The organism is Evansella clarkii (assembly GCF_002019695.1).
GTDB classification, from domain to species: domain Bacteria; phylum Bacillota; class Bacilli; order Bacillales; family Salisediminibacteriaceae; genus Evansella; species Evansella clarkii.
The window spans coordinates 3118010-3137244 of record NZ_KV917376.1 but is presented as its reverse complement, the minus strand read 5'-3'; the positions used below and the strand labels follow the sequence as shown (position 1 = coordinate 3137244).

The 19235-nt window shown below is 43.2% G+C and carries 20 protein-coding genes and 1 pseudogene; 3 read left to right on the top strand and 18 right to left on the bottom strand.

Translation table 11 applies throughout. The features are described 5' to 3' along the window. Positions 1–16 precede the first annotated feature (16 nt). The 7 genes from BK582_RS14540 to BK582_RS14510 form a co-directional block, all read right to left on the bottom strand. Positions 17–883: a PHP domain-containing protein gene (locus BK582_RS14540; RefSeq protein WP_244895394.1), complete on the bottom strand. Its 867-nt coding sequence runs from the start codon at positions 881–883 to the stop codon at positions 17–19. Between the two features lie 18 nt (positions 884–901). Next, positions 902–1729, bottom strand: a complete 828-nt coding sequence (gene nadE / locus BK582_RS14535) for an ammonia-dependent NAD(+) synthetase (protein ID WP_078595745.1) — start codon at positions 1727–1729, stop codon at positions 902–904. Positions 1730–1734: 5 nt separating this feature from the next. Then, the gene (locus BK582_RS14530; RefSeq protein WP_078595744.1) at positions 1735–2046 is read right to left on the bottom strand and encodes a hypothetical protein; all 312 of its coding nucleotides are present in this window, start codon (positions 2044–2046) and stop codon (positions 1735–1737) included. A 233-nt stretch (positions 2047–2279) separates the two neighbouring features. After that, positions 2280–2729: an acyl-CoA thioesterase gene (locus BK582_RS14525; protein WP_078595743.1), complete on the bottom strand. Its 450-nt coding sequence runs from the start codon at positions 2727–2729 to the stop codon at positions 2280–2282. Positions 2730–2731: 2 nt separating this feature from the next. Then, positions 2732–5080, bottom strand: a complete 2349-nt coding sequence (locus BK582_RS14520) for an AAA family ATPase (protein ID WP_078595742.1) — start codon at positions 5078–5080, stop codon at positions 2732–2734. Positions 5081–5757: 677 nt separating this feature from the next. Next, positions 5758–6687 (bottom strand): DMT family transporter, encoded by a 930-nt coding sequence (locus BK582_RS14515; protein ID WP_078595741.1) that lies wholly within the window; start codon positions 6685–6687, stop codon positions 5758–5760. Positions 6688–6826: 139 nt separating this feature from the next. Next, positions 6827–8113 carry a LysM peptidoglycan-binding domain-containing protein gene (locus BK582_RS14510; RefSeq protein WP_078595740.1) on the bottom strand — a complete coding sequence of 429 codons (1287 nt, stop codon included), beginning with the start codon at positions 8111–8113 and terminating at the stop codon, positions 6827–6829. Positions 8114–8498: 385 nt separating this feature from the next. Here BK582_RS14510 and BK582_RS14505 point away from each other — a divergent pair, with 385 nt between their 5' ends. After that, complete coding sequence (locus BK582_RS14505) at positions 8499–9167, top strand: TVP38/TMEM64 family protein (RefSeq protein WP_078595739.1); 669 nt, start codon at positions 8499–8501, stop codon at positions 9165–9167. A 48-nt stretch (positions 9168–9215) separates the two neighbouring features. Here the strand turns inward: BK582_RS14505 and BK582_RS14500 are convergent, their stop codons facing one another. From BK582_RS14500 to BK582_RS14475, 7 genes are all read right to left on the bottom strand, one after another. After that, on the bottom strand, positions 9216–9653 hold the full coding sequence (locus BK582_RS14500; protein ID WP_244895393.1) for a VanZ family protein: 438 nt from the start codon (positions 9651–9653) through the stop codon (positions 9216–9218). Positions 9654–10017: 364 nt separating this feature from the next. Further along, a complete protein-coding gene (locus tag BK582_RS14495; RefSeq protein WP_078595738.1) occupies positions 10018–10161 on the bottom strand; it encodes an acid-soluble spore protein N in 144 nt (47 codons plus the stop codon). A 152-nt stretch (positions 10162–10313) separates the two neighbouring features. After that, complete coding sequence (locus BK582_RS14490) at positions 10314–10448, bottom strand: FbpB family small basic protein (RefSeq protein ID WP_078595737.1); 135 nt, start codon at positions 10446–10448, stop codon at positions 10314–10316. Positions 10449–10519: 71 nt separating this feature from the next. Beyond that, the gene (locus BK582_RS14485) at positions 10520–11239 is read right to left on the bottom strand and encodes a DUF421 domain-containing protein (RefSeq protein WP_078595736.1); all 720 of its coding nucleotides are present in this window, start codon (positions 11237–11239) and stop codon (positions 10520–10522) included. A 28-nt stretch (positions 11240–11267) separates the two neighbouring features. Next, positions 11268–11417: a hypothetical protein gene (locus BK582_RS27055; RefSeq protein ID WP_167553128.1), complete on the bottom strand. Its 150-nt coding sequence runs from the start codon at positions 11415–11417 to the stop codon at positions 11268–11270. 184 nt (positions 11418–11601) lie between these two features. Further along, positions 11602–14337, bottom strand: a complete 2736-nt coding sequence (gene acnA, locus BK582_RS14480; RefSeq protein WP_078595735.1) for an aconitate hydratase AcnA — start codon at positions 14335–14337, stop codon at positions 11602–11604. 237 nt (positions 14338–14574) lie between these two features. Then, positions 14575–14829, bottom strand: coding sequence for a hypothetical protein (locus BK582_RS14475; protein ID WP_078595734.1), 255 nt, complete (start codon positions 14827–14829; stop codon positions 14575–14577). Between the two features lie 131 nt (positions 14830–14960). On the opposite strand from BK582_RS14475, the gene BK582_RS14470 reads away from it, so the two are divergent. After that, positions 14961–15098 carry a small acid-soluble spore protein P gene (locus BK582_RS14470; RefSeq protein WP_078595733.1) on the top strand — a complete coding sequence of 46 codons (138 nt, stop codon included), beginning with the start codon at positions 14961–14963 and terminating at the stop codon, positions 15096–15098. A gap of 82 nt (positions 15099–15180) precedes the next feature. Here the strand turns inward: BK582_RS14470 and BK582_RS27050 are convergent, their stop codons facing one another. The 4 genes and pseudogenes from BK582_RS27050 to BK582_RS14460 all read right to left on the bottom strand — a co-directional run. Then, positions 15181–15336 (bottom strand): hypothetical protein, encoded by a 156-nt coding sequence (locus BK582_RS27050; RefSeq protein WP_169911018.1) that lies wholly within the window; start codon positions 15334–15336, stop codon positions 15181–15183. A 31-nt stretch (positions 15337–15367) separates the two neighbouring features. Beyond that, on the bottom strand, positions 15368–16801 hold the full coding sequence (gene selA / locus BK582_RS14465; protein WP_338066823.1) for an L-seryl-tRNA(Sec) selenium transferase: 1434 nt from the start codon (positions 16799–16801) through the stop codon (positions 15368–15370). 302 nt (positions 16802–17103) lie between these two features. Beyond that, positions 17104–17244, bottom strand: a complete 141-nt coding sequence (locus BK582_RS27045) for a hypothetical protein (RefSeq protein WP_167553127.1) — start codon at positions 17242–17244, stop codon at positions 17104–17106. Between the two features lie 283 nt (positions 17245–17527). Next, positions 17528–17719: pseudogene (locus BK582_RS14460) on the bottom strand (Rdx family protein); the annotation flags it as partial. A gap of 157 nt (positions 17720–17876) precedes the next feature. Between BK582_RS14460 and selD the strand changes: the two are divergent. Next, complete coding sequence (gene selD / locus BK582_RS14455) at positions 17877–18929, top strand: selenide, water dikinase SelD (RefSeq protein ID WP_078595731.1); 1053 nt, start codon at positions 17877–17879, stop codon at positions 18927–18929. The last annotated feature ends 306 nt before the right edge of the window (positions 18930–19235 follow it).

The following is a 19235-nucleotide window of genomic DNA, read 5'->3' as shown; positions in this document are numbered from 1 at the left end:
AAACAAGGCCCGCAACTCAGACCTTGTTCAGCAGTATATTGTACAGCAATTGCCCGTGCTCATAAGGGAGTTTCGTTTCTCCAAGCAGTTCCCCTGCTCTGCCGAAGGATTCATGGTGGAAATCTGAGCCGCCGGTAACTAATACAGATTTTACCCTTTCGGCTTCCGCTTTCTCCGCCAGCGCTTTATAACGGCTGACAGCTGCTTTATCGTGGTCACGGTGGTACACTTCCACACCGTCAAGATCCCCTGAGACAAGCCATTTAAAGATTTCATCATCAAGGGAATAAAAGACTGGGTGGGCGACAATTGCCAGGCCGCCAGCTTCATGAATGAGCTCAATCGCCTCAGCAGGAGTCATCTCTTTTTCTTTCGGAACGTAGCACGGCTTTCCGTCTGCTAAATATTTGCGGAAAGCCTCCTTTACGTTCGAAGAATAGCCTTTCTCAACCATCACTTTTGCAACGTGGGGCCTGGAAAGAGTATCTCCTTTAGCGTATACCTTTACTTCCTCAAAGCTGATGGCCATACCCTCATCATTGCATTTTTCAAGCATTTTAACCATACGTTCAACTCTCATATTCTGCTGAAACGTGAGCGCCTCCTGAAGCGGCCCGTAATCAGGGTCAATACCGTACCCTAATATATCCACATGTTTTCCCTCAGCCCGGGAAGACAGCTCAATCCCATTGATAAACTTCATGCCTAGTTCTTCAGCGGCCCTTTTAGCCGGAGCAATGCCCTGTGTTGTATCATGATCTGTAAGAGAGACAAGCGTTAGTCCTGCCTCAGCACATTTTTTCATAAGCTCCTCTGGTGTATAACTGCCATCAGAGGCTGTGGAATGCATATGCAAATCTGCTTTCCCGTTTATTTTAATCACTCCCTGGCTGACACTTGTTTATTTCCACCAGTTATCATAAATAGTCGGCGGAAGCTGCCGCTTATGTTCAGTCTGGCGGTATCTCCGTTCAACATTATCTTTTGCTTCCTGTGGAATCTCCTTACCTTCCAGATAATCATCGATCTGGTCATAAGTCATCCCGAGGGATTCTTCATCAGGCTGTAAAGGCTTCTCATCCTCCAGGTCAGCGGTAGGGACCTTCGTATAAATAAATTCAGGTCCGTCCAGCTCCCTTAGCAGCGCGATCCCCTGGCGTTTATTAAGTCCATACAATGGCGCGATATCACAGGCTCCGTCACCGTATTTTGTAAAAAATCCCGTTACAGCTTCAGCAGCATGGTCTGTACCAATAACGAGACACTTGTAGTGGCCCGCAAGATCGAACTGGGCTTTCATTCTCTCTCTCGCTTTCGTGTTTCCTTTTATAAAATCGCTTAAGCTTTCTCCTGTCGCACTGTAAAATTGTTCAAACGCTGCGTCCACCGCAGGCTTAATATTTATTTTCACCCGGACCGTCGGCTGGATGTAATCCATTGCTTCCTGCGCATGGTCTTCATCGCCCTGCACGCCATACGGGAGCCTGACTCCGATAAATTTATATTTATCCGTGCTCTCCTCCTCGTTCAGCTCATCCACGGCTATCTGTGCAAGCTTTCCTGCAAGAGTGGAGTCCTGGCCTCCTGATATTCCGAGCACGTAGCCTTCCATACCTGTTTTCTTTAAGTACAGTTTCAGAAAATCAACCCTGTCTCTAACCTCTTTTTTTGGATCGATTTCAGATTTTACTTTTAAAGCTGCAATAATTTCATTCTGCAGACCTGCCATACTCCTCATCCTTTCTTCCGCTTCTCTAATTTCTGAAGCTGGTAATATTTATTTTCTTTTTTTAGAATTTCCCGCTGCTTTTCTCCGAGAAGATCAAAATGGGGAAGGTCGTCCCTGTCATGGATCCATTCAGGCCTTAACCCGTAGCTTCTTCCCCACTGAACCAATTTTTTTCTGTCTGTGCAAGCAGCTTTCGTAACCGTATTACAATCTGGAAAACGGTCATCCAGCCAGTAGTGGGTCAGAAATGAGATTTCACCATTTCCGGCCTTTGTTTTCCACTCGATTAATTCTTTCCTGTTGATTCCAAAAGCCATCTCCCCGTCTCCTTTCATCTCTTTCATTTAAACAGGAAAGCTTGATACCTTTCAACACCAAAGGCTCGTCTTGTAATAAAACCTTACACACTTTTTTCAGATATCCGGTATATTAAAATTGTTATTCCCATAATGGCGGATAACTAAGCAACGAATAAACTTGAAACAGAGAAGAAAAAAGCAAGTGCTGTTGTTGAACAGCCCCCGCCTTTTTCTTTAATTATTTTCAATTATCAAGTCTGCGTCTGGTTCGCAACCGTTTCTTCCGGTTTTTTATTCGTCTCGTATGCTTCATGCCAGTCAGGAAATTGCTTTTTGATAGAAACAGGGCGGAATGTCTCTGCATCAACGCATACATGTTCACTCGTCGCTTTACAGCACACTCTTCCTGCTTCATTGACAATTTCATATCCATAAGTAACCCGGAAGCCATTATATTTTTCAATCCATGTGTGTATCACTATGTTTTCTCCATATCTTGCGGGATGCTTATAATCCACGTTTACATTTGTCACAGGCGCAAGTACTCCGCTCTTTTCCATATCCGCATAATGAAAACCTAATTCTTTAATCAGGCTTGTTCTGCCGATCTCACACCAGACTAAATAATTTGCATGATATACGACACCCATCTGGTCCGTTTCCGCGTATCTGACTGTAACTTCTTCTGTTGAAATTAGCATAGTTATTCTGCTCCTTTATCCAGTATAGAAAAATCTTCCTTTTCTAATTTCGTCAAAACATCTTTATTTTCCTGCTTTCCCGACTGGATTAGTCTGTATGCCTGTCGCTGAATCGCTTCTTCCGCCAGGTTTTTCATTGCCCTGGCATTACCGGCAGGTTTTTCCTGTTCTATGGCTTCCTCCAGTGCTTCCTCAGTTCCCTTATCTATTTCATAACCAAATTCACCAATATAATAATTAAGAATATCAATGAGCTCCCCTGGACTGTATGAAGGAAACTCAATCATTTTCTTGAATCTGGAGCTCAGTCCCGGGTTGCTGTCGATAAGCTGTTCCATTTCTTTAGAATAGCCGGCTAATATGACGACAAGGTTTTCATCATGTTTTGTCATTTCTTCCACCATTGTATCTATAGCTTCTTTGCCAAAATCCTGTGCGCCTTTCTGGAAGGTAAGAGAATATGCTTCGTCAATAAACAGCACACCGCCGAGAGCTTCTCTGATCTTTTTCTTTGTTTTTGAAGCAGTCTGCCCTGTATAGCCTGCTACAAGGTCGCTCCTTCCTGCAACAACAAGATGGCCCCGTTTTAAGAGGCCCAGCTCGCTTAAAATCTTCCCGTAGATTTTTGCCACCGTTGTCTTCCCTGTCCCCGGAGGCCCTGTAAAAATTCCGTGAAGCTGTACAGGTACGGAAGGAAGACCTTCCTCTTCTCGTTTCTTCTGTACCTCCACAAAGGAAGCGAGCATCTTCACCTGATCTTTTACTTTTTTCAGGCCGATCAGTTCATTAAGTTGTTCTTTTCCTGATTTTTCCTGTTTCTTTTCTTTTCCTTCTTTTTCAAAAGCACCTTCGTCGAGGACGGTAAAGTTTTCAGAACTATATTCTCTACTTCTGGCTACTGCGGCTCCTTTTTTAAAAATAGCGTCTAAGATAATATTTTTTACCGTTCTTGCATTGCCAAACGTCTCGTCAACCTGTGACTTAATAATCTGCCTTCTGAGAGCAGCGAGAGCATCGCCCGTCAAAGTGTAATCATTATCCAGCGCCATCCTCTCTCCGATCTCTATTAGCTCATCAATGGAATAATCGGGGAGATGGATATGATTGCTTTCGGGGAATCTGCTTCTCAGGCCTGGATTGCTCCAGAGAAAATTTCTCATTTCTTCAGGATATCCTGCTAAAATGACACCGAACCTGCTGGCATACGCCCCGCTCGTCATGGCTGATACCAAAGTGTCCACGGCAGCCTGGCCATAATCAGTTCCGGATGCTCCTTCCCGTTTCAGGCTGTATGCTTCGTCAATAAACAGCACACCCCCTGCTGCGGATTTTATCACTTCCATCGTTTTTTCCTCTGTCTGGCCAACATATGCTCCAACGAGCTGAGAACGGTCTGCTTCGATTACTTCTTCTCTCGGAAGGACACCGAGTTTATAGTAAATTTTCGCAAGCAGCCTGGCCAGCTCTGTTTTCCCGGTCCCGGGATTCCCGGTTAAAATCATATTCAGCGACTGTTCATTTTGCAGCTGATATCCTTGTTTTTTGCGTTCAGCTTCATAGATCAGATAATGATAATATTCATTTATTTTCTCCTTCACTTCCTCGAGGCCGACCATGGAATGAAGTTTCTTCAATGCATCATCTTCTACTGCCTCCAGCTGGGACTCCCGCCAGGCTTCCCAGTTTTCTGCGGCAGCTGAAACGGCATCAATCGCAGTTTTAAACGCTTTATGCTTTTCTTTTGAAAAATAAATTCCTGAAATAGACGCTTTATATTCTGCTGCAGCTTCCTTAAGGACATCCATTTGTTCAGCTGCTTCCAGGAGGATTTCTTCTCCAGATCTCGTTTCATTCAGTAGTTTGCTGTTCCCCGATGTTTCCGCTGCCTTCTTCAGCTCACTTATTTTCGGCAGCCATTCGTTCAGCTTCGTTTCTGTCTCCTCAGCCATATATAAAGATTTATCAATCGCTTTCTTTTTCCCCTGGCTGTGGTCGGTTTCCCGAATCACAGGAAACTTATCGCTAAGAAGCTGCTCATTTATTACTTTCGAATAAATATAGATAACTGTTTCAGCCACATACATATTTTTATCATCAATAGTTTTAGCTTCTTCCAGCCTCTCGGCAACCTTCTTATCCAATAGCTGAGTTCTGTTATATCTGGCTGCTGCAGCCATAGCAAGAAGCTTAGCTTTCATGTTCTGAAACGGCTTCTCCGTTGCTTCAGGTTCCTTTTCAAGATCTGTTAAAGTTCTGATAATTTCTGTTTCCTTCAGCCTTGAAAAACCTGAGTTTTCCCATTTATATATGCTGTCAGCAATAGCTGCTGTGTTAGTTTGTTTACGCGTCATCTTAATCTTCCTTTCAAAATTCAGAGGAGGTGAAAAGTCTTTCCTTACTGTATTTTCACAAATCTTATCGCTGCAGGCAAATTATGAGGTTTTTTCTTTGAGGACATGGAAGCTTGCCTGGTCCTATAAAGAAAACCCGCCAATTTGGCGAGCCTTATTAATATGTAATTTGGCAAAGTTCCTCAAGTTCTGGGGAAATGCCGAATTTCAGTATGGAAGCACCCTGTAACGGGCCCTTAATTTATTTATTAAATTAACGAAAAAATTCCGGTTAATTAATAATAATTGTTAAAAAACGCTAAAATAGACGGAGCGTTTCCGCTTATTAACTCAAAAAAATCAAATATGAGAGATTTTGCTGTACATAACCGAAAAACTTCCCCTTATCCACCCACGAAACGAGCTCCAATCTCCAAATAACCGGAAAAACTCCGTTTATTTTACTTTTACGTTTATACTCCTATGAAAGAAGTGCCTGGGACAAAAGCATATACAACTATAGAAAAATTTCACTGCGCAGAATCAACTTCGTCGCAAAAAGTAAAAAAGGCAGCATCCCCTTGCTGCCGCATTATAGCGGGTGAGGAGATACAGCCACATTTTATTATTTTTTGGGCCAGTGGGAGAGGGAACAAAGCCACCAGGGATACATTTAAACATTAGCTTACAAAAAAAAGCTATTTTGCTGCGGCCATTGGCACACTTGCCTTTCGCTTCTGTTTTTTCGCGCGGGTGCCTATCGTTACTCCTGCAAAAACAAGGAGGGCCCCGGCAATATGAACCGGAAGCAGCGGTTCGCCAAGAAGAATGACAGCCAGAATGACAGCGGACACTGGCATAAGGTTAATAAACAGAGAAGCTTTTCCTGCACCAATCGCACGAATGCCCTGGTAATACATTATAAAACTGACTACGGACACAATGATACTCATATGCAGGATAGAACCCCAGGTGAGCAGAGTCGCGTTAGCTGCCTGGTCCCATGTCATTTCCACCAAAGCCAGCGGCATGAGCATAATCGTCCCAAAAACAACTGCATACGTCGTGCAGACGAGGGGACTGAATTTTTGCATCGCCACCTTGCCCAGAACACTGTAAAGCGCCCAGCAAACAACCGCTGTCAGCAGCACCAGGTCGATAGGTTCGAATCCGGCCCTTACTAATGAGAGAAAGTTGCCTTCTGTTATGATAACCGCAGCTCCTGCAAGTGCGAGCGCCAGGCCAATAACATTACGTCCGGTTATTTTTTCTTTAAGAAATAGCGCGGATACTAAGATAATAAGTACTGGGTTGGACGCTATGAATAACGAGCTTTTTACAATAGGAGCTTCTTTCGTTGCGATAAAAAAGCAAATATTATATAAAGCAATTCCGGTAAAACCCAGTGCTGCAAAAAGCAGCCAGTCTTTTCCATGAGGACGGGGCCTGTTTTTTTCCATCGTCCACATCAGCGGCAGCAGGATAACGGCCGCAAAAAAGAATCTTAAAAATGCTACTGTTATCGGTTCAAAGTCCCTTGTAGCATAATTTCCCGCGATAAAAGCACTCCCCCAGCTGCTCGTTGCGAGGGCAAGCATTACATAGATTACCCATGGTTTGTTCATCATCTCTTTCACCCGCTTCATATCTTGTAACTTCGCACTTTAACTAAATCTTTCGTTATTCGAAATAGTAACCTATTTCATATGTAATTGCCAGAGTTTTTTTACAAAAAAAAAGCATCTCGCAGATGCTTCAGGAAAATACTTAAAACTTTCTTATATTAAACTGGTCACGTAAAAGCAGCCAGTTTTGCGGGAAAGGCAAACCAAGCTTCCAGTAGCTGATTCCTCTCAGCCCAAGCTCTTTCATTAAATTAAATTTAGCCTGAATGCTTCTCGCGTCTTCAAACCAGACAACATGTTCTGCTCCCTCATCATCTGTGTACTCAAAAAAAGGCGCCTGGGCTTCCTGGTCATACTGAATTGGTACATTTCTTTCATAAGCCAGGGCAACCGCTCTGTTCGGACTTAATGCTTTCGCATACTCCCCGCCCGGCTCATAAGGAAGTGTCCAGTCGTAGCCATACAAATTCTGGCCCATCATAATCTTATTTGCCGGCATTTCTGTCAAAGCATACTCAATAACCTCTCTTACAGGGCCAATCGGTGAAACAGCCATTGGGGGACCCCCGCTGTAACCCCATTCATATGTCATTAACACGACGAAATCGACTATTTCGCCATGAGCTCGGAAATCATGGGCCTCATACCACTGTCCAGGCTGGTCTGCCCTCGTTTTTGGAGCAAGTGCTGTTGATATTAACAGCCCCTGTTCCTTTAAACGGGCGGCAGCTTTTCTTAAGAACTGGTTATACGGCTCTCTGTCCTCCACACGAAGAAACTCAAAATCAAAATGAATATCCCTGAATCCAACATTTTGCGCTGTTGAAACAATTTCATCAAGCATACGGTTTTGTGCAGCTTCGTCATTTAATATTGCAGCACCTACTTCTTCACTGAACGCCCCCTCTTCCAGATTTGTAATAACCATCATGAGTCCGGCGTTGTTTTCCCTCGCAATGGCAGCAAAATTGTTCAGTGGCGGCGCTGTAAGCGAACCATCCCTGTTTACTTCATAACTGAAAGGAGCGAGATACGTTAAGAAAGGCGCCCGGGATCTGGCCGAAGCGATCAGGTTTTCTGAAACTGTTTCTCCCATTGGCTCTACATAAGCGTTCGATTCAGCATTAGTCTTTGCCCTTGGGGGAATATAGAGGCGGGTACCTGGCTGAAGCCGCCCTTCAAGGGTAATCTGGTTAATCTGGGCCAGCTCCTGTGCAGGAACCCCGAACCTCTGGCCTATGGAAAATAACGTGTCTCCCTGGCGCACCCAGTAAAACTGCCCGTCAATAGGGATAACAATACTCTGCCCGACAACTATTCTGCTCGGGTCAGGAAGCTCATTCGCTCTCGCAATCTCGTCTGCAGTAACGGAATATGCCTGCGCTATACCAAACAGGGTCTGCCCCTGCCCGACGACATGTATTTGCATCTGTCCACCCCTCTCCTTCTTCATCGTTTTATCATACGCTTCGGAGAGGGGCTGCTAGAACCAGATATTCAATATTACAAAAAGTATGCTTTTGGGATTACAAACAGAGATTTCTCTTCGCAAGTAAGACCCGTGATTTCGCAGGTTGAACTTCCTTTTTCGCAAATAGAATCGCCATTTTCACAGGTTGATTTCCTCTTCGCAAGTAAGACCCCTGATTTTGCAACAAGAACCTCCCGTTTTCGTAAATCTCACCTTCGTTATTGACAAATAATGCTGCCCTACTCGTAAATCAGGCAGATTTATAAAGGGCTGCCGCACTTTCACACCTGCCAAATCTCCTGTATAATATTTTTCGTGGATAATATTTAAGGGAGATAGTAAAATGCTCAGAAAATCTGCTGTACTTATCAGCGCACTGGCAATCATCACATTGTTATTCTTTTATCATGAATCATTGCTGCAATGGGTTCAGAATAATGAACAGGAGCATGTGGCTTTAACAACAGTTATAGCTACGTTAATGTCGCTCTTTCCAGTTATTCCTTATCCTCTTGTAGGAGGGGTTATCGGCGCAGCGTATGGCCCTTTACTGGGAGCTGCAGTCATCTGGATGGGATCCACTTTTGCCTCGATGATCTTTTTCTCGATGGTCCGGTATGGAGGTTTTGATGCCATGGGGAAAAAAATCCTTTTGAAATATACTGTTACGAAAAAAGTTACATTGCTGTTTGAACGTAATGCATTTATGTCCATTACTGTTTTACGGATGATACCGGTTATCCCTTCCATTCTAATAAACGCATATGCTGCTCTCAGCAGAGTTTCTTTTGTCTCATACTCCATAGCTTCCGGACTCGGGAAACTTCCTTCTATGGCTCTGTTTGCTATCGCGGGACACACGATCGTCACTAACCCGTCGGAGCTTTTGTATATGGTTATTATTTATGGAGTATTCCTGGCTGTCGTTTACAGCGGCTACCGCTTCTGGACGAAGAAGCTTGAAGCTGGATCAGGTGGAGAAAAAGAAGTAAAGCATCCTTCCCGGGTTTAGGAGGATGCTTTTTCTTAATTTTTCATTTACATCAAAGGAACGGAGCTGTTAAAAAATCCTGATAAATTTTATCCGTCTTACTGTCCGGTATACACACACACCAATTAATGCACCGAGAGTATTCAGAATCACATCATCTATATTCGACACCCTGTAAGTGAAGACAAACTGCGCTATTTCAATTGATACAGACAGGAGCATAGCTGTAAAAATAACAGTGAAAATGCTTACCTCTTTTTTTCTCCTCCGTAATTGTTTTACAAACAGTGGAAAAAGAAAGCCAAACGGCATAAACAAAATAACATTTCCTGCAAGTATCCGAACAGGGGCAGCTAAATCAGGGCTGAAAACAGCAATCCTGTATATGCTGAGGAACGGAGTAAGGTTATAATTCCTTCCTCCCGGACCAACCGGACCGAGTGAAGCCCCATAGTTCCAGGCGAACAAAGTGACATAAAAAAGCATGACCATGTATATAACAAACAACCAGGACCAAAGGGGAAAAGCTGACGTCCTTTTTTTATTTTCAGTGGAGACATCCCGTTCAGGCAGAATAAAAAACACCTCTTACTTTCCGGCATAAATAAAGTTGCGTCGCTTTTTTGGGCTGTATCAGTTTTTCAGCCTAAACAGCCGGCTCGGCCGTAGTGAAAAAACAATGCAGGCATATATTTTGTATATACCCTGCACTGGCGCTTTTCCTGACATTATTACAATAATATCCTATGTCCCTTTATGAATACAATAGAAGTCCACAATTTTTTACTTTCTGCAGAAACTCAATTTAAAAAGGCATTTATTCAGGATAGAATAAATGCCTTAAAGAATATCTGTTTTGTGTAAAACAGTCTTACTTTCCCTTTGGAGGAATATAATCGGGATGTTCGTCTCCCTTTGTGTTCATCTTTTTACCTTTGTTAGAGTCGCTTGCTCTGGGCTGAGTTCCAAGCTTATTTGGCCTGAACTGCTGAAAATGTTTAAATGACCCGGCCATAAAAAACCGCCTCCTTCTGTTACCGTATATAACTAATATTTCCGGAGGGCTGTCTGTTATGTCTGTTAAAAAAAGGCGGTCATATGGTAAATATTATCCCGCCAAATACGTCTTTCTTCCAGCCATGTTATTAGCCTGATTTTTTTGAAAAATCAGGACAAAAGCCGGTCCATATGTTTCTGATCAAGCCTTTGCTCGATTCTTTCCAGTTCTTCCTGGTTTCTAAGCAATTCCTGCTTATTTTCCTGAATTAAGTCATTAAATCTAACTTTTCTCTTTTTATTCATTTTTATCACCTCTGCATATTTATTACCAGTATAGACAAAGTTCCTGTCTGTTCATACGTCTTTGCAGGAGTTTAGCCAGTTTCTCCGGCTTTTTTATCACTAATGTATACTTTTCCCGTTTCATCTACTGTGAGCAGAAATATATCAGCCGCTCTGCTGAACCCGTTATCAGCCAGTGTTTTTCGCAGCCATGCTCTGTCAGCAAACTTGTTTAAGTTTGCATCAATGATATGGCCGTCCTGAATAATTACTGACGGATAGCCCTTAGATTCAGGATCCTGCCCCATATCAGCAGGAGTAAGGCTGTCATATTTCGACTTTTTAAGCACAGAAATTTGTCCGTTAGACTCCAGCACAGCATAGTCTACCTGGTTAAGGTCTATGGCATTGTTTGTCCTCAAATCCATCATAAGCGACTCTACAGTTACCTTGGCCTTTCTTAACTGTTCATGTAATATCTTCCCGTTTTTTATCAAAATAATCGGTTCATCTTCAATTACTCTCCTGAATCTTGGAGTTTTTAAGGCAAGATAAGAGAGAGACAGATGAAAAGCAGCGACCACACCAGCGGACGAGAAAGGCCCGGAAAGCCCGATTTCCCCATCAGATAACGTTTCCCCCAGGACATCACCGATAATTACTGCAAATAAAAAATCTATCGGATTTAAACTCATAATAGAACGCTGTCCTAAAATTTTAAGTATTAAAAATATGTATACATACACAATAACAGCCCTGATAATAAAGCCTGATACAGGCAATTCGGGAGAGCCTGCCCAGAATTGTAGCATTAAAATTCACCTTCATTTCTTTTCGTGGTCATTTATTATTTCTCATTTTAGCCAGTTCAACATCTGCATAGGTCGAGTTATCTTCTCCCCGGTCGTTCCCCGACTGGTTTAATAAGTCTTTTTTGTTCCTGTCAGCTGAACCTTCTATTGATTTCCTTGCAATTTTGTTTTTCTTCAATTTTTCTCCCTCCAGTATTTTTGAGGATTTAGGTAAATTTAAGCATCCTGCTTAGTATGAGCAGGTTAAGGTGTATTATGTAAATATTCAGCTGGAGGGATAATGAAAGCCCCCCCAAAAAATCATGTGACAGACCGCCCTTAAAATGAAAAAAACCGCCCGGAGGGGCGGTTTTTCCATTGAATTAATTTTTAACTTTTTCGTCGTTAAGTGCGTTGCGGAGAACCATTTGCAGGATTCCTCCATGACGATAGTAGTCAATTTCTACTTCGCTGTCGAAACGTGCAAGCACTTCGAATGTTGTTTCCTTGCCTGTTTCCTGGTCTTTCGCAGTTACAGTGACATACTCACGAGGCTGGATGGTATCTGAAAGCTGAACCTGGAATTCTTCTTTTCCAGATAAACCAAGCTTTTCAGCATTCTCCCCATCTTTAAACTGAAGTGGAAGAACACCCATAAGAACAAGGTTACTGCGGTGGATACGCTCAAAGCTCTCTGCGATAACTGTCTTAATGCCAAGGAGGTTCGTTCCTTTAGCAGCCCAGTCACGGGAGCTTCCCATACCGTAGTCATAGCCTGCAATAACTACAAGGCCAGTACCTTCTTCTTTATACTTCATAGCCGCATCATAAATGGACATTACTTCACCAGTTGGCCAGTAGGTTGTATACCCGCCTTCTGTTCCTGGTGCAAGCTGGTTTTTAATACGGATGTTTGCGAATGTACCGCGCATCATTACCTCATGGTTACCACGGCGGGAACCATAAGAGTTAAATTCAGCCGGAGATAAACCTTTTTCCATCAGATATTTACCTGCAGGGCTGTTTTTCGCGATAGAACCTGCTGGTGAAATATGGTCTGTTGTAACAGAGTCCCCAAGCTTCGCAACTGCACGAAGGCCTTGAAGCGGCTTAACCTCTTCAGGATAAGGAGATAGGTTCTCAAAGAACGGCGGGTTCTGAATATAAGTAGACTCTTCATCCCACTGATAGAGATCGTCGTCTGTTGTTTTCAGGTTGTTCCAGCGCTCGTTGCTTTCGAACACCTGCTCATACTCACGCTTAAATAGTTCAGGATCTACCGCGCTGCTCATTACTTCCTGAATTTCCGCATGGCTTGGCCAGATATCTTTAAAGAACACATCGTTGCCATCTTTATCTTTACCTAATGGCTCGGAAGCAAAGTCGATATCCACTGTTCCTGCAAGTGCGTATGCTACCACTAATGGAGGGGAAGCAAGATAGTTACCTTTCACTAACGGGTGGATACGGCCTTCAAAGTTACGGTTACCACTCAATACAGAAGTAACAGTCAGATCATTGTCTGCGATACCTTTTTCAATCTCCTCAGGAAGAGGACCGCTGTTTCCGATACATGTTGTACAGCCGTATCCAACAAGGTTGAAACCAAGCTGGTCAAGGTAAGACATGAGACCTGCGTTTTCCAGGTAGCCAGTTACAACTTTAGAACCTGGTGCTAAGCTTGTTTTTACAAACTCAGGTACTTCAAGTCCTTTTTCAACAGCATTTTTCGCAAGGAGACCTGCTCCAAGCATAACATGCGGGTTAGATGTATTCGTACAGCTTGTGATAGCCGCGATTACAACGGAACCAGTTTTCAGAGTAGATTCTTTTCCATCCGGATGCTTCACAACAGCTGTTTTTTCCACTTCTTCCGGTGCAAGCCCGAAGCCATGTGGTCCAACTGGAGCTGTAAGCGCTTTGTTCCAGGACTTTTTCATCTCGGAAAGAGGAATTAAATCCTGTGGACGTTTTGGTCCGGAAAGGTTTGGTTCGATCGTAGATAAATCTATCTCTACTACATCGGAGAATCTAGGATCCTCAGAAACTGGTGTATAGAATAATCCGTTAGCTTTACAGTATTGTTCTACAAGAGATACGAGCTCTTCGCTTCTCCCTGTAAAACGGAGGTAGTTTAATGTCTCATCGTCTACCGGGAAGAAACCGCAAGTAGCACCGTATTCCGGAGCCATGTTGGAGATTGTCGCACGGTCTGCAAGAGTCATATCTGCTAAACCATTACCGAAGAATTCTACGAATTTACCAACTACTTTTTTCTCACGCAGAACCTGTGTAACTTTTAATGCAAGGTCAGTCGCTGTTGCGCCTTCAGGAAGCTGGCCTGTAAGCTTACAGCCCATTACTTCAGGTACAGGGAAGTATGAAGGCTGCTTCAGCATTCCTGCTTCTGCTTCAATACCTCCGACACCCCATCCGAGAACACCAAGACCGTTGATCATTGTTGTATGGGAGTCAGTTCCTACAAGAGAATCAGGGAAGGCAACAACCTCGCCGTTTTCATCCTCTTCAGACTGAACAACGTTTGCAAGATACTCCAGGTTTACCTGGTGAACGATACCCGTAGCCGGAGGTACAGCACGGTAGTTATCAAAAGATTTTTGAGCCCAGCTCAAAAACTTGTAACGTTCTTCATTACGCTTGAATTCAAGCTCCATGTTGCGCATGAGTGAATCAGCGCGGCCGAATTCATCAACCTGTACAGAGTGGTCTACCACGAGATCAACCGGGATAGCCGGGTTAATTTCATTCGGATCTCCGCCCAGGTCAGCCATTGCTTTTCTTAAGGAAGCAAGGTCCACGACAGCAGGAACACCAGTGAAATCCTGCAGGATAACACGGGAAGGCTTGAATGGAACATCGATAGTTTTCACATCGTCTGTTCCCCATTTCGCAAGATTTTCAATATGTTCTTCTTTAATTACTTTACCGTCATATTGACGCAGCAGTGATTCTAAAAGGACTTTAACAGAGTATGGAAGATCGGAAACGTTTGCAATTCCAGCCTCTTCAATCGCTTTTAAATCATAATAATTGTACGTTTTTCCATTTGCGAGAAACGTACGTCTTGAATCATATAAAGACTTTTTTTCATTTGACATATGTATTCCCTCCTTCAGGTACTATCATATAACAGAAATTCGAAATTGTCTAAAACCTTATTTCGGAAATTTGTCACAGCTTTCATTTTACTACAATAACACATTTTTTTGGAGCCCATAAAGTAAAAACCCCTGTTCAAAAAAACAGAGGTTTTTCAGGAAAGAGCGGAGTGACAGGCAAGTTCCCGTTATATCGGAAGATAAAAAATGGCTGCGCTTACTATAAATTTTAATTTATCAATCGTGCAGCTGCTGTTTGTAGCGGTGAATATCTTTTGTGAATATTTCTAGCTGTTTTTTCTGATGTTCTGTCGCTGTTGCCTGCGCCTTCTGAATCGCCTGGAAAGCTTCGTCCAGTTCCTGTTCTACGAGTTTCTGCTGATGGCCGTAGTCTGCATCGTCACTGTGGAGAGTTTCGAGAGCCTCCTGAAACTGAACATATGCCTGCTGGGCTGACTGAAAAGCCTGTTGTTTATTTTTGTTATATGGCACGTTTAATTCCCCCTTAGAGATTAATCATCATTAGTGTGATTGGTTACGTGCCGTTTAATTCATCCAGGGGAAAAACATTTCACATGAATTTTGCAGGACAGGTGAGAATACAAAGGAAGGGAGGGTACGAAATGACTGAAAAAAATACGTATAAAGACCAGCGAAGAAACAGCCCGAAAAACGCCCGCGGCTCTCAGCCTGAGCCATTATCCGGCTCACACAAGGTAAAAAAGCGGAATCAGGTACCACAAACTGACGGAGAAGGATAATATCCTCCTCCGTTGTACTAATACAGCAGCAGCCTGTAATTTTTATGTGTGATTACATATCCTTTTCATCATATATTGGTTGTTAATACAAGGTTCTTGTTGCGATTATTACCTGTCTTGTTGCGAAATACAAGGTTCTTGTTGCGATTTTTACTTGTCTTGTTGCGATATTGGCTTCCCTTGTTGCGATATTGGCTTCCCTTGTTGCGATATTGGCTTCCCTTGTTGCGAAATACAACGTTCCTGTAATTCAGTACCTGCCAGGAATGTCAGCTGCTAAGCTGCACTTCTTGAAGACTGCGGATGAGCAAAGCAGTCTCGTCTTCGGCAATCGTCCGGAAATCAATAAAAACTTCCCCGTCTTTTATTCGGGTAACTACCGGGACTTCGACTTTTCTAAGCATACTTTCCAGTTTATTCGCAGTTATCCCGGCAACCTTCAATTTAAGCCCAACCGTCGGGAGTTCCTCAACCGGCATCGTACCTCCCCCAACCTGGGAATGGTCTTCCGCCATTTCAAACTGCCAATCGGAACGAAGCTCCCCAGCACGCTCAAGGAAAGCTTCCGCCTTTTCCCGAATGGATTCCTTGCTGGCAAGGATATCCCTTACTGCAGGTATATCACTCAGATTTTCCTCATTATACACGTATTCAAACAACGTAGCTTCCAACGCAGCAAGCGTCATTTTGTCCACCCTTAAAACTCTTGCGAGAGGGTGTTTTTTCAGCTTATCAATCCATTTCTTTTTACCAGCGATGATTCCTGCCTGGGGCCCGCCGAGAAGCTTATCCCCACTGAACGAAACAATATCCGCTCCGTTTTTGAGCGCTTCTTTTACTACAGGCTCCTCACCGATCCCGGCATGCATAAATGGAAAAAGGGACCCGCTTCCAAGATCTTCATACACTAAAAGGGGATCATCTTCCCCTCTTTCCTGGCGGCTGGCAATTTCCGTCAATTCCTTTGTGGCAACTTCCTTTGTAAACCCTACTGTTTTAAAATTGCTCGTATGTACTTTCATTAGCATCCTTGTTTTTTCATTAATTGCATTTTCATAATCATAAGGATGCGTTTTATTTGTTGTTCCTACTTCAACGAGCTGTGCTTCACTTTCCTCCATGATAGTGGACACTCTGAATGAGCCGCCAATTTCCACTAACTCTCCCCGGGAGACAACCACTTCCCTGCCGGAAGCTAATGCACGAAGAATAAAGTACACCGCTGCTGCGTTATTATTTACAGCGATCGCGGCTTCGCTCCCTGCAGCTTTAGCGAGAAGATCCTGGATAATATCATGTCGTGAACCTCGTTTTCCTTCAGAGATATCATATTCCAGATTACTGTAATGACCTGACGTTTCCACCACCTGCCTCACAGCTCTTTCGCTCAGCCTTGCTCTGCCAAGGTTTGTATGAAGAACAGTACCAGTCCCATTAATGACCCTTCTTAATCGGAATTTTGAAAAACCTGCAGCCTTTTTCTCAAGCTTGTCCAAAATAGCTTCAATAAAAGAATCCCGGCTGTACTCGTCGTATTTACCAGGTTCAAACTTAATGTTTTCCCGAAACTCATCAAGAACCTGCTGGGTCCACTCTTTTAAGAGCAGTCCGGGGATTTCCTTTTTAACTTTTAGTTCGTCGAATTTATCTGTCTGCTGAATTTCGTGGACTGCCGGGAGCAGCCTCATTACATTAGCCATCATTTTAATTCACTCCATCCAAAATAAACCTGCTGAAATGATGCATTTATTAATACCGGATTGTTCATCATATAGGTGAAGAGGGAAATTGTTCTCTCTTCAGGAGAAGGTACAGGAAGAAAGGGTTTAGGCGTTAAATCAGCCTTGAGGGGTGGTTCGCTTGTACAAGTAACAGGCAGTCGCACTGTGATCAAGGATAATTACGCTGTAAATGAGGTGTTTCCAAAAGACAAACATCGATTTTACCCCATTGCACGCCAGTATCTGCTCCAGTAAAAAGGTGGTCGTATGACCACCTTTTTACGTTATTCAGTCCCTGTTCCAAACGCTTCTCTTTCCCGTTTTACTTCCTGACGTTCCAGAGCATCCTTTATGAGCCCTCCAGCATACACAGCAATACCAACCGCGGCGCCAATACTCAATCCTTTAACGATCATACCCTTCATAAGTATTACCTCCCCTTTCTGTTTTCACACATGATAACTCCCTGGCTCCATTATACTAAAACGAACGGCTGAAGGAAAAAAAGGATGTGACAATTGTATAAAGAAAACTCGCCGATTGGCGAGCGTTAAAGCCGATGTCAGGGGAGTAGTTGCACTTATACTTTAGCCTTAAAAATTTTAGCCGCGTCGAATATATTTCTTCGCTAAAATTTCATCTCCCTAAAGTGATAAAAAGGGGCTGCTCTAAAACGATTCAGAAAGCCCCTCTTTCAGTCATTTATATTTATTTTCTCATCTTTTCGATTTTCCTGATAACCTCTTCCGCATCCGGAAATTCACCTGTATCGAGCTTGGAATAGATTTTTTCCCCGTCAAAAGTGACTTCGAAAGCTCCTCCGCCTGTCGGGACTAATTCCATGCTTTGAATATCTGAACGAAAATGTGTAAATACTTCTTCTGCGAAACTCGCAGCTTTTGGCGCGAAGTTTCACTGCATGCAGAATTCGACTTTCATTACATGAGCCATATTTAACTACCCCTTTTATGAATATTTTGTGAATAAATAAATCATAAGATAAAATTTGTCAGGAATCAAAAAACATGCTTATACTATCAGAAGGAGGTGATGTTCCATGGAACAAAATAATGAAATCAGATTAACTGCATTATCCTCGAAAGCTGGCTGAGGATGCAAAATTGGTCCTGAAGACCTGGCGCAGGTTCTGCGTCATTTACCTAAATCACAAAATGATGAAAGACTCCTTGTAGGCCATGAAACATCCGATGATGCCGGTGTATACAAGCTTACAGAAGACATTGCATTAATTCAGACCGTTGATTATTTTACTCCGATTGTGGACGACCCATACATGTTCGGACAAATCGCCGCTGCAAATTCCCTGAGCGATGTATATGCCATGGGCGGTGAACCGCGGACAGTTCTGAATATCGTCGGGTTCCCGATTAATAAGCTCCCGCATGAGATGCTTGCGGAAATATTAAAAGGGGCAGCACATAAAGTGCAGGAATCAGGAGCCGTTCTGGCAGGGGGACACTCTATAGACGATAATGAGCCTAAATTCGGGCTTAGTGTCACCGGCACAGTACATCCTGACCGGATCTTCAAAAATGTTGGCGCCAAGCCTGGCGATAAGCTTGTACTTACAAAACCGATTGGAGTCGGTATTTTAACTACAGGAATTAAGCGAAGCAAAACATCGGAAGCTCAGACAGAAATTGTTACGAAGACAATGGCTGAACTGAACCGGGTGGCATGTGAAGTGTTAACTGGATTCCATCCCCACGCAGTAACAGATATTACAGGTTTTGGACTTTTAGGCCATTCTTGTGAAATTGCGAAGGGCAGTAATGTGAGCTTTGAAATTAATTACGATAATGTCCCTATGCTCGAAGGAACGAAAAAGCTTGCTGCAGAGGGCGTTGTCCCAGGGGGAAGCAAAGCTAACCATAAGTGGCTTGCTGATGATGTGGAGTACGCTGATTCTCTCGATGAAACCGATCAGCTGATTTTATGTGACGCGATTACATCTGGAGGATTACTGATCAGCCTCCCTGAAGAAGAAGCTGATAAATACGTGGAAGTAGTTAATAAAAAAGCAGACTCTCAGGCTGCTGTTGTAGGAACTGTTACTGAAAAAAGAGAAAAATCCATTTACGTTTATTAATATCGGAGGCTGTGCCAACTTCTGTTACAGAGGTGGTGCAGACTTTTTATCAGGTTCTATCGAGGTCTGGTTGGGGAAAAACATCCGGGGTTTTTATTAACTACGGGTCATCAATTGACGAAATTTCGGTTTCTTTTCTCGAAATCGGGTATTCAATTCTCGAAATCACAGGTTCTATTCTCGAAATCAGGTATCCAATTATCGAATGCAGGTTCATTTCTCGAAACCGGGTATTCAATTCTCGAAATCACAGGTTCTATTCTCGAAATCAGGTATCCAATTATCGAATGCAGGTTCATTTCTCGA